Below are 7,718 nucleotides of genomic sequence, written 5' to 3'. Positions count from 1 at the left end.
GTGGCCGGGGTCGGCGGGCTCCACCCACAGGTTGCGGTAGTCGTTCGGGTCACCCCCCAGCTGCAGGCTGATGAGGTGGTCGTACTCGGCATCACCCATGCGGCCGGTGAAGCCGTAGGAGGCGGCGTTCAGCTCCTTCTCCTTGCCGGTGACCGACGTGGAGGGCCGGATGCCGGAGGTGTAGCCACCCTTGCGGCAGATCGTCGACTTCAGATTCGACTGGGTGACCGCCGGGGAGATTGCGCCCGGCGTGCACGTCGGATCCTCCAGCGGCTCACCTTTCAGATACTGGTAGTGGCAACTGCCCGCGGCCGGCTGCTGTTGGACCGTGTACGTCTTCTGCGGACCCGCCCCCACCGCGATCTCCCGCCCGGCCCCGGCAGCACCCGACGCAGCCGACGTAGCAGTCGGGCTCCCAGACGACGTGGAGCCGCCCAGTGACGTGGGGGAACAGCCAGCGAGCATCAGGCAGGTGAGCAGGACGGACGAAGCGGCACGGCGGGTGGAAGGCATGACGACCCCTCACAGTCGGGCGATGGCTGAGCAGATGCTGCCCTACCCGACTGCCGCCCTACCGTGCAGGGTGCCGTGCACCGGCGCACGCCCGTCGCACGGCGCGGTGCCCGTGGCGTGCAACGCGAAATCTCCCAACACCGGGATGAGCCGGCTGTGTTCCGGGCGGGACGTGACGGCCTGCAAATGGGACCATGCGCAATACCGGCGGCCGTCGCTTCCGGACACGTCAGACCGACGTCAGATCCGGCCGTGGACCGAACCCCCGGCGACAGCGCGGATGAGAAATCGGCCACTCTGCGGCGTCCTCGACGGTTCGCACTGTGCGGTTGGCCTTGTCGGTGTCCTGATGGGTGGTCCAGCCGCAGTCCAGGCCGTCGAAGACCTCGACCATCGTGACGCCTGCCTGGCGGGTGCGGTTGAGGGTGCCGGCGTTGTATGCGACGGCCGACTTGGCGAGGGTGGCGGCCTCGGCCCAGGCGCGGACAGGGACGCGAACGCCGTTGCGGTAGACGACGTGAGTCAGCTTGTGCTCGGCGGCGAGTCTGTCCGCCAGATTCTTCGCGGCCTGCTTCGCCGTCATGTTGCCCGCAGCAAGTTGTGGAATCTCGCGGCGGGCTGCCTCTCGTGCCGCCCGATAGAACTGGTTCGCCATTCGCTCGGCCTCCTGGGAACGGCGCAGGAAGTCGGCGTAGGAGTCGGCCGCGAGGGACTGTAGGGCGTCGCGGTGGAAGGTGGTCCAGGTGAAGGTCACGTTGAGGGCTTCGGCAGCGGTTTGAGCGCCGGCGGCGTACAGGTGCGGTAGCTGCCGTTGGACGAACTGTTGGGCCTCCTGGTCGACGCGTTGGCGAAAGGCGCGGATCGCCTGCTTGAACTCCTCCAACGCCGCCACGGTGTGCGGCGTCCGCGGGTTGTTGGCGAACTGAGTGAGGGCGGCGCGCTGTTGGGCGGCGAGTCGCTGCCAGGCATCTTCGAGTACGGCCGCGACGCGACGCGCGATCTCGTCCGGGTCTCCGGGCACCAGCGGTGGCCACTCGTACGGCATGCCGGACTACCGTCCCCGGCGAGCGCGCAGCAGTGGCGCGGTTACAAGGTTAGTGCTTTCTCCGTCGGCCAGGTCGTCCGGTGCGACCAGGTCCACGAGCGCGGCGATCTGACGTTCGAGCCCCGCGAGGTTGTTGCTCTGGTCGATGGTGACCACGCCGTCCACTGTCATGCGGAGCGGGTCAGCGAGCAGCTTCGCGCGCCGCTCGGCCAGGACCTCGTTCGCGACAGCGCGAGCGGAGATCAGCCGCGCATAGCGTGCGTCCAGGTCGACGGTGTCCGTGGTGGGGCCGAGCTGGGCCAGCAGCCAGGCTCGTACAGCGATGTCCATCAGATGCTCCTGTCGTACGAGGTGAGGCTCGGCACCGTGACGGTGCCGAGCCTCACTGGTGATGTGCCACTACCTACGCACCCGCACCGGCAGCCTTCGCGGTGCGTCGCCTCGGAGCCCTGACGGGCTCCGGCTCCGGCTCCGGCTCCGGCTCCGGCTCCGGCTCCGGCTCCGGCTCCGGCTCCGGCTCCGGCTCCGGCTCCGGCTCCGGGGCAGGATCCGCCACGGTCGGCGTGTCTCCCGCATCGCCGTCCGCGCCGATCGGGTCTGAGGTGGCCTCGTCCGGAGAGGGAGCCTCCCCCGACCACGCGGCCGGGTTCGGGATGAGCGGGGCGAGCCGCTCGGGTACCTCCTCCCCTGCGTCGAGCCGGATCGGGCCCTGCTGGGGGTCTCGCAGGAATACCGTGCGCGCCAACTTCGCCATGACCAGCTCCCGTTAGAAGACCGTCGCGGCGATGTGGATGTCCGGCACGTACAGCACGGGCATCGCAGCAGCGGCGGAGATCGTGGACAGCTGGACGGGGGTGCGCGTCTGCACGTGGGTGGTGATCACGATGCCGGGGGCCTCCTCGGCGGTGATGACTCCCTTGCCTCGCAGCTCGATCGCCTCGGCGGTCAGACCGTACTGGGTCTCGCCCCACTGTTCGCGGCGCGGCGGGATCATCGCCCACAGCGTCTCCGGGGTCGTGCGCACCAGGGTGTCGCTGCTGTCGTACGCCTGGACGTCGTAAGTGGTGACGGGCGGCAGGTTGTACTTGGCGCGGACCCGGTTGACCTCCTCCGGCGCCAGCATCCCGGTCGGGATCTGTTCGGTGGAGGGCGAGTTGTGGAACGCGGCCCGGTACTCCGCCGTGGCCCCAAGCAGTGACAGCGCCTTCTCCGAGCTGATGACCATCTCGGGGCGTGGTGCGCCGATGCTCTTGAGGTACTGGATCCACGCCAGTTCGTCGGTGACCGGGGTGGCCGCATCCGACTGGGACCACGGCACCGCGACCGTCGGACGGTTGGCGGCCGGCACCTTCCAGTCGACATCGAGGGCGACTCCGGGCAGGGACACCACACCGGTGGACAGCATCTGTCCGGCGGCGATCTCCATGGCGGCCTTCGTGGCCTCCACGTGCTGTTCGAGGTCGTCGTAGAGCAGGTCGAGGAACTCGGTGGTGTCCTGACCGCGGTCGACGGCGGCCAGGATGATCTGGAGTTCGGAGAAGGGCAGTTCCTGGCCGACCCAGGGCAGCATGCCTTCGTTGATGACCTGCTCGGCACGCCGCCTGGCGAGGGTCGGGGCGGCTTCCCACGCGCGGAACTTCGCCGCGTTCACGCGCCGCTTGCTGCTCTTGGTACGGAACTTGACGTTGTCGATGTTGCGTTCGGCGAACACCTCGCGGGTGAGGAGGTAGTCCTCCGGCGTGGTGATCGCTCGGATGAACGCCTGGATGTCCTCGGGGACGATCGCCTCAAGAAGCTTCTCAAGTGCCATGGGGGTCTGCCTCCTTACCGGTAGTGGATGAACGCGGTCGTGTTCGCGGCGGCCGGGGGCGCGAAGGCGACGGGCAGCTTCGACGCCTGCACCTCGCCGCGCCACAGCAGTGCGCCCGCGGTCTTCGTCGAGCCAGGAGTGAACGCGGTCTCGGCAACGAGGAATCCGGCGAGGACCTGAGTGCCGTCACTGGCCGCGGCGTTGTAGGGCGCGTACAGGCCGGACGCGCTGATCTTCCCCAGTGGGATGCCGGACTTGATGATGTGGCGGGGCTGGTTCTGCGTGCCCGCCGTGTAGTGCGTACCTGCCGCCAGCTTGCTGGTGTCGACGGTGACCGTCTGGGCTTCGTGGACGCCGTCCAGCGAAGCGAGCCATGTCCGGTCGTCGGTGACCGTCGTGGCAGTGGTGAGGACCTGGTAGTCGCTCACGATGTCTCCCTCGTGGGTGCGGATCGGATTCCTCCCGCACCCGGCGCGAGCGGCACGGGGCGGCGTCCACGAAACGACAGCGGCCGAGCCGCGCCAGGGCGTGGTCCCTCATCAGCCCAACCAGGTTCCGGAAGGGCGTCCACGATTGGAGGGGCGTGGTCCCAGGGCCATGTATCGCCGACGTGGTCAGTCGCTGATGAGCCCTCGCCGACGGGCCATTTCGAGACCCGCCGCTCCGCGCCGAGGTGGAATGCCTCCGCGCGTCGGGGGGCCGCCAGCCGGGGATCCGCCAGGGGCGGGCGGCACGGTCTCCCGGGTTACGCCGAACAACTCGGGGCGTCGTTCCTTGAGTTGCTGAGCGGCAGCGGCGACAGCCACCTCATCGGCGTCGGGCTGGTCGTCCAGGGCACGGTCGATCAGGAGCACCGCGTCATCAAGGTCGTCCCCCGTCGCGCCGAGTCCTCCGAGAGCAGCGCGCCTGATGGCGGCGCGCTCCCTGGCCAGGGCCTGCGCCTCGCGCGTCTCGGCTGCCCTCAGTTTCTCCTCGGCAGCCTGCTCACGGCGCTCGGCCTCGGTCAGCTCGGCCTGCTCGGCGTCGCGCTTCGTGGTGATGAACTCGGTCAGCGCCTCGGAGCTGTCGAACCCGAGGTCGCCGAGCAGCTTTCTCACAGCGGCCCGGCCGCCTTGGGTTTTCTCTCGGGCCAGCAGTCGCGATAGGTCTTCCTGCGTGACGGCGCCGTTCGGGGCGCCGTCCTCGTCACCGGGCTTGTTGGAGTCGTCGTCGGGCGAGGCCCCGAGGATCGGATAGATCGGCCGCCCGTCACGGCGGTGCCCGACCGGTTCGAGCGGGTTGGGGAGTGAGGGGCGCGTCATGCGTGAACCATCCACAGGTCTCCAGCGCCCCCGCGCCGTTGATCAGTCTAGTTCGTTCCGGTCCTTGATGAACTTGGCCATGAATGCCCCCCAAAACGCGCCAACCTCTACAAAGTTCTCGGGACCACTGAACACGGCGGTTGCCCGTGCGTAGGCGAGGATCAGCAAGTCCAGAACCACACGCAACTCGCCCGCAGCTTCACGAGCCTCGCTCAGAGTCGAAGCCTCATCGAGCGCGTCGGCAAGATCGCTCAACTTCCGATGAAGAGGATGACTCTGGTTGAGCCTGACGACGACCTGTCCCTTCAGTCGGCTGATGTCGAACATCTCCTTACCCGGCCACGATGCGTACTCCGTCACCGTGTGCCGAGGCTTCCAGTTATAGGTCTTCGCTCGGGCAGACGGGCCTTCTCGCTCCTCCGGGGCCTCGTCCAACTGCGCGGCAAGCCACAGGCGATGAATCTCCCTGCCTACCTCTTCCGGGTCGGGTCGATCGACCATACGGCCAAGACCCAGGCAACGGCCTGAAGTTTGCTCCACCTCGGGAGCACCACCCCTCTCAGCATCGAGGCGACCGTCTCATGTGAAACCGAATCAGACAGCTCATCGACCTGCCGTACTGCGTCACTCACCCTTCGAGCACCCGGCCGTCCTGCCTTGTTGTACAGATCATGGAGAGCAGCTATCAGGTCACGATGCGGTCCGTCGGGAAGCACCTCCTTTCCGGGCATCCTCAGCGCCACGTCCACTCCCATCGCCAGGCCACGATCAACTCTTCGGGATAGAGTTGACGATTCTAGGCTCTACCGTCAGGTTCCGTCAGCCGATTTCGAGTTTCGACAAGTCGTGCCAGTCTCCACCCAGTGTCGTCAGGTCGCGTTTCTCGGCACTTCCAGGCCGTGATGCTAGAAGCACTCCGAGCACGAGAGGCAAGGCGCATGACCTGGAACACCGCAAGTCTGTTTGTCCTGGCGCTATTCGGCTTCATTGGTCTATGCATCACACTCATCGTGATCTTCCTGAAGCAGCTACCTGAACTGATCAACGCGTGGCAGGAGATGCGGCAAGCGATATCGCGAAGCCAGCGCCGCCCCTAGCCATATGCCGCCGTGGAACTACCCTCCCAAAGGTGCCGCGCCACTCGGCACAGACCCCAACTCAGAGGCCGCTTCAGGAAGGCCAAGGAACTCGCGCACCGCCGCATTGTCGCCCGTAGCGTCCGCGAGACGAGCAGCGGCTTCGAAGGCACGGGCCTGGATTCGCTCGATCTCCTCTTGGGCGTCGTCGATGGGATACCCGGCGTCGTTCAGCATGCGTACGCCCGTCTCGACAGATAGGACTCCGGCGCCGACACCCTTGACTACCTCGTCGAGGACGGCGGCTCGGTCGGTCGGGGTGTGCGGGCCCCACATCAACCGCGCGGGCAACGACTCCCCTGCGGGCCAGCCTTCGGCCTGTCCGGCTTGGTGAAGGCGCTGCACCATGCGCAACAGCACGGCGTACTTGTGGTCGCGGACCAGCCGCATGGCGGCGACGAGCGAGTCGAGCGGGCCCAAGGCCAGCTGTAGCGCGTACCCGGACGGCAGGGCAGTGGGGTCGAGGGTGCCGAGGCCGGCGGCGGTGAGACGGCTGTTCGCTGCAATCCGGTCGAGGATGTGGTCGACGCGGGCGCGGAGTTCGGCGAGTTGGGCCGAGGTGTCGAGGACGTCCATGCGTCCGTTGTCGTTGAGCTGCCACACCGTCCCCGCCCGGACTTTCACCGGTAGCGGTTGGCCGGTGGCTCGGTCGATGGGCAACCGGGCTCCGGCCAGGCCGATGATCGGCGAGCCGGTGGTGGCCGATGCGCCTGAGCCGTCGGTGTCAGTCGCGGACAGTTCGTCCAGGGCCTGGAGGACGGTGGCCACGGTCGGCTTCCCCCAGTGGTCTCCGCTGGACGGGATGCTGTTCGTGATGTGGACGACGGGTATGAAGTCCACTCGCAGGTCGAGTCTGTCGAGGACTTCTCCGTCCGAGCGGACCCGGTACCGAGCCTTGTGCATCGGCAGGTCGTACAGCAGGTCGGCGTACGTGAGGTCGTCCAGATCCCATTCCGCGTCGGTGAGGAAGCACGTCCACGGGGAGGACCGGTTGGGTGCCCACGGGTACGTGCGGGTGATCACGCCCGTGTCGGCGTTCCGCGCGTCGCCGCTCACCAGAATCGGATCGCCGCCGTCGGTGTACAGGTACTCGCGCGCCGGGCTGCCGTCCTTCGCAGCGCCGCGCCGACTGGCCGGACCGATCGGGCCGAGTTCGTAGGTGACCCGCCGAAGCCTGGCCTTGAGCCCGCGCCGTTTGTCCTCGGGCAGCTCCCACCCGAGGTGAACGCGCAGGGGGAAGTCGGCACCGTCCTGCTCGCCGTCCTCCGGCCACTCCGGGAAGTACAGGCCCGGGTCCCAAGTGCGCAGCAGGACCCGTCCCTTCGCGGGATCCCAGGCCAGGGTGTAGACGGCATCACCCAGCAGGATCGCGGTTCGCTCGGCCTGCTGAACGCGCAGCGGCAGCAGTTCCTTCTCCGCCCAGGACCTCAGTTTGTCCTGTACGGCCAGCGCCGCAGCTGCCTCGGCAGTCGGCTCGTCGTCGGTGTCCTCCGCGCCGGCGACACTGATGACCTGCTGGGAGCCGAGGAGGTAGCCGAGCGCGGTGTCGACCAGCTTGGAGGCGTCGCCGAGTTCCCTCCGCTCAATGCCCGCCTCGTCGTCGCCAGTCACGGCGGCGAACTGGCCGGCCTGGTTGGAGTCGTACGCAGCCAGGAGCCGGTAGGCAGCCAGACGTCGCAGGTCTTCGTCCGGCACCCAGGAGCGGGTCAGTTCCGCCCAGGTGCTACGGCCCGGTCGGCGCGGGTCGGCCATGGCTGGCTTGTAGTCCAGCCAACTCCATACGTCGGTGATCAACTCGCGCAGGCCCACAGTGCCCCTCCAGGCAGTCGGCCCCGCGCCGCAAGATCAGGTTACGGCGTCCCGGCACCCTGAGCCGACTGTGCCTTGAGTTCGAGCTCTGCCCAGTCGAGTCT

Annotated in this window: 10 protein-coding genes; 1 reads left to right on the top strand and 9 read right to left on the bottom strand. The window is 67.9% G+C overall.

The window, feature by feature from the left end; all coding sequences use genetic code 11:
• From OO70_RS27285 to OO70_RS27250, 8 genes are all read right to left on the bottom strand, one after another.
• On the bottom strand, window positions 1-513 hold a 513-nt coding region (locus OO70_RS27285; RefSeq protein WP_043676790.1), incomplete at its 3' end, for a hypothetical protein.
• 229 nt (window positions 514-742) lie between these two features.
• A complete protein-coding gene (locus tag OO70_RS27280) occupies window positions 743-1,558 on the bottom strand; it encodes a hypothetical protein (protein WP_043676727.1) in 816 nt (271 codons plus the stop codon).
• Window positions 1,559-1,564: 6 nt separating this feature from the next.
• Window positions 1,565-1,888: a hypothetical protein gene (locus OO70_RS27275; RefSeq protein WP_043676725.1), complete on the bottom strand. Its 324-nt coding sequence runs from the start codon at window positions 1,886-1,888 to the stop codon at window positions 1,565-1,567.
• A gap of 73 nt (window positions 1,889-1,961) precedes the next feature.
• Window positions 1,962-2,312 carry a hypothetical protein gene (locus tag OO70_RS55455; protein ID WP_043676723.1) on the bottom strand — a complete coding sequence of 117 codons (351 nt, stop codon included), beginning with the start codon at window positions 2,310-2,312 and terminating at the stop codon, window positions 1,962-1,964.
• A gap of 12 nt (window positions 2,313-2,324) precedes the next feature.
• Window positions 2,325-3,368, bottom strand: coding sequence for a major capsid protein (locus OO70_RS27265; protein WP_043676721.1), 1,044 nt, complete (start codon window positions 3,366-3,368; stop codon window positions 2,325-2,327).
• A 14-nt stretch (window positions 3,369-3,382) separates the two neighbouring features.
• Entirely contained in the window at window positions 3,383-3,796 is a 414-nt protein-coding gene (locus tag OO70_RS27260) for a head decoration protein (RefSeq protein WP_051741641.1), read from the bottom strand.
• Window positions 3,797-3,982: 186 nt separating this feature from the next.
• The gene (locus OO70_RS27255) at window positions 3,983-4,669 is read right to left on the bottom strand and encodes a hypothetical protein (protein WP_043676719.1); all 687 of its coding nucleotides are present in this window, start codon (window positions 4,667-4,669) and stop codon (window positions 3,983-3,985) included.
• A 42-nt stretch (window positions 4,670-4,711) separates the two neighbouring features.
• A complete protein-coding gene (locus OO70_RS27250) occupies window positions 4,712-5,170 on the bottom strand; it encodes a hypothetical protein (protein ID WP_043676717.1) in 459 nt (152 codons plus the stop codon).
• A gap of 437 nt (window positions 5,171-5,607) precedes the next feature.
• Here OO70_RS27250 and OO70_RS54725 point away from each other — a divergent pair, with 437 nt between their 5' ends.
• Entirely contained in the window at window positions 5,608-5,766 is a 159-nt protein-coding gene (locus OO70_RS54725; RefSeq protein WP_158711521.1) for a hypothetical protein, read from the top strand.
• Window positions 5,767-5,784: 18 nt separating this feature from the next.
• Here the strand turns inward: OO70_RS54725 and OO70_RS27245 are convergent, their stop codons facing one another.
• Complete coding sequence (locus tag OO70_RS27245) at window positions 5,785-7,614, bottom strand: hypothetical protein (RefSeq protein ID WP_043676715.1); 1,830 nt, start codon at window positions 7,612-7,614, stop codon at window positions 5,785-5,787.
• Window positions 7,615-7,718 lie beyond the last annotated feature (104 nt).

It is taken from the genome of Streptomyces xylophagus (assembly GCF_000716435.1).
Classification (GTDB): Bacteria; Actinomycetota; Actinomycetes; order Streptomycetales; family Streptomycetaceae; genus Streptomyces; species Streptomyces xylophagus.
The sequence above is the reverse complement of the archived record's forward strand: the minus strand, read 5'-3'. Positions and strand labels throughout refer to the sequence as shown.

Coding starts and splice junctions, on each gene's coding strand:
- OO70_RS27255 (WP_043676719.1), bottom strand. CDS start 4,669: ATGACGCGCCCCTCACTCCCCAACCCGCTCGAACCGGTCGGGCACCGC.
- OO70_RS27250 (WP_043676717.1), bottom strand. CDS start 5,170: ATGGTCGATCGACCCGACCCGGAAGAGGTAGGCAGGGAGATTCATCGC.
- OO70_RS27275 (WP_043676725.1), bottom strand. CDS start 1,888: ATGGACATCGCTGTACGAGCCTGGCTGCTGGCCCAGCTCGGCCCCACC.
- OO70_RS27265 (WP_043676721.1), bottom strand. CDS start 3,368: ATGGCACTTGAGAAGCTTCTTGAGGCGATCGTCCCCGAGGACATCCAG.
- OO70_RS54725 (WP_158711521.1), top strand. CDS start 5,608: ATGACCTGGAACACCGCAAGTCTGTTTGTCCTGGCGCTATTCGGCTTC.
- OO70_RS55455 (WP_043676723.1), bottom strand. CDS start 2,312: ATGGCGAAGTTGGCGCGCACGGTATTCCTGCGAGACCCCCAGCAGGGC.
- OO70_RS27280 (WP_043676727.1), bottom strand. CDS start 1,558: ATGCCGTACGAGTGGCCACCGCTGGTGCCCGGAGACCCGGACGAGATC.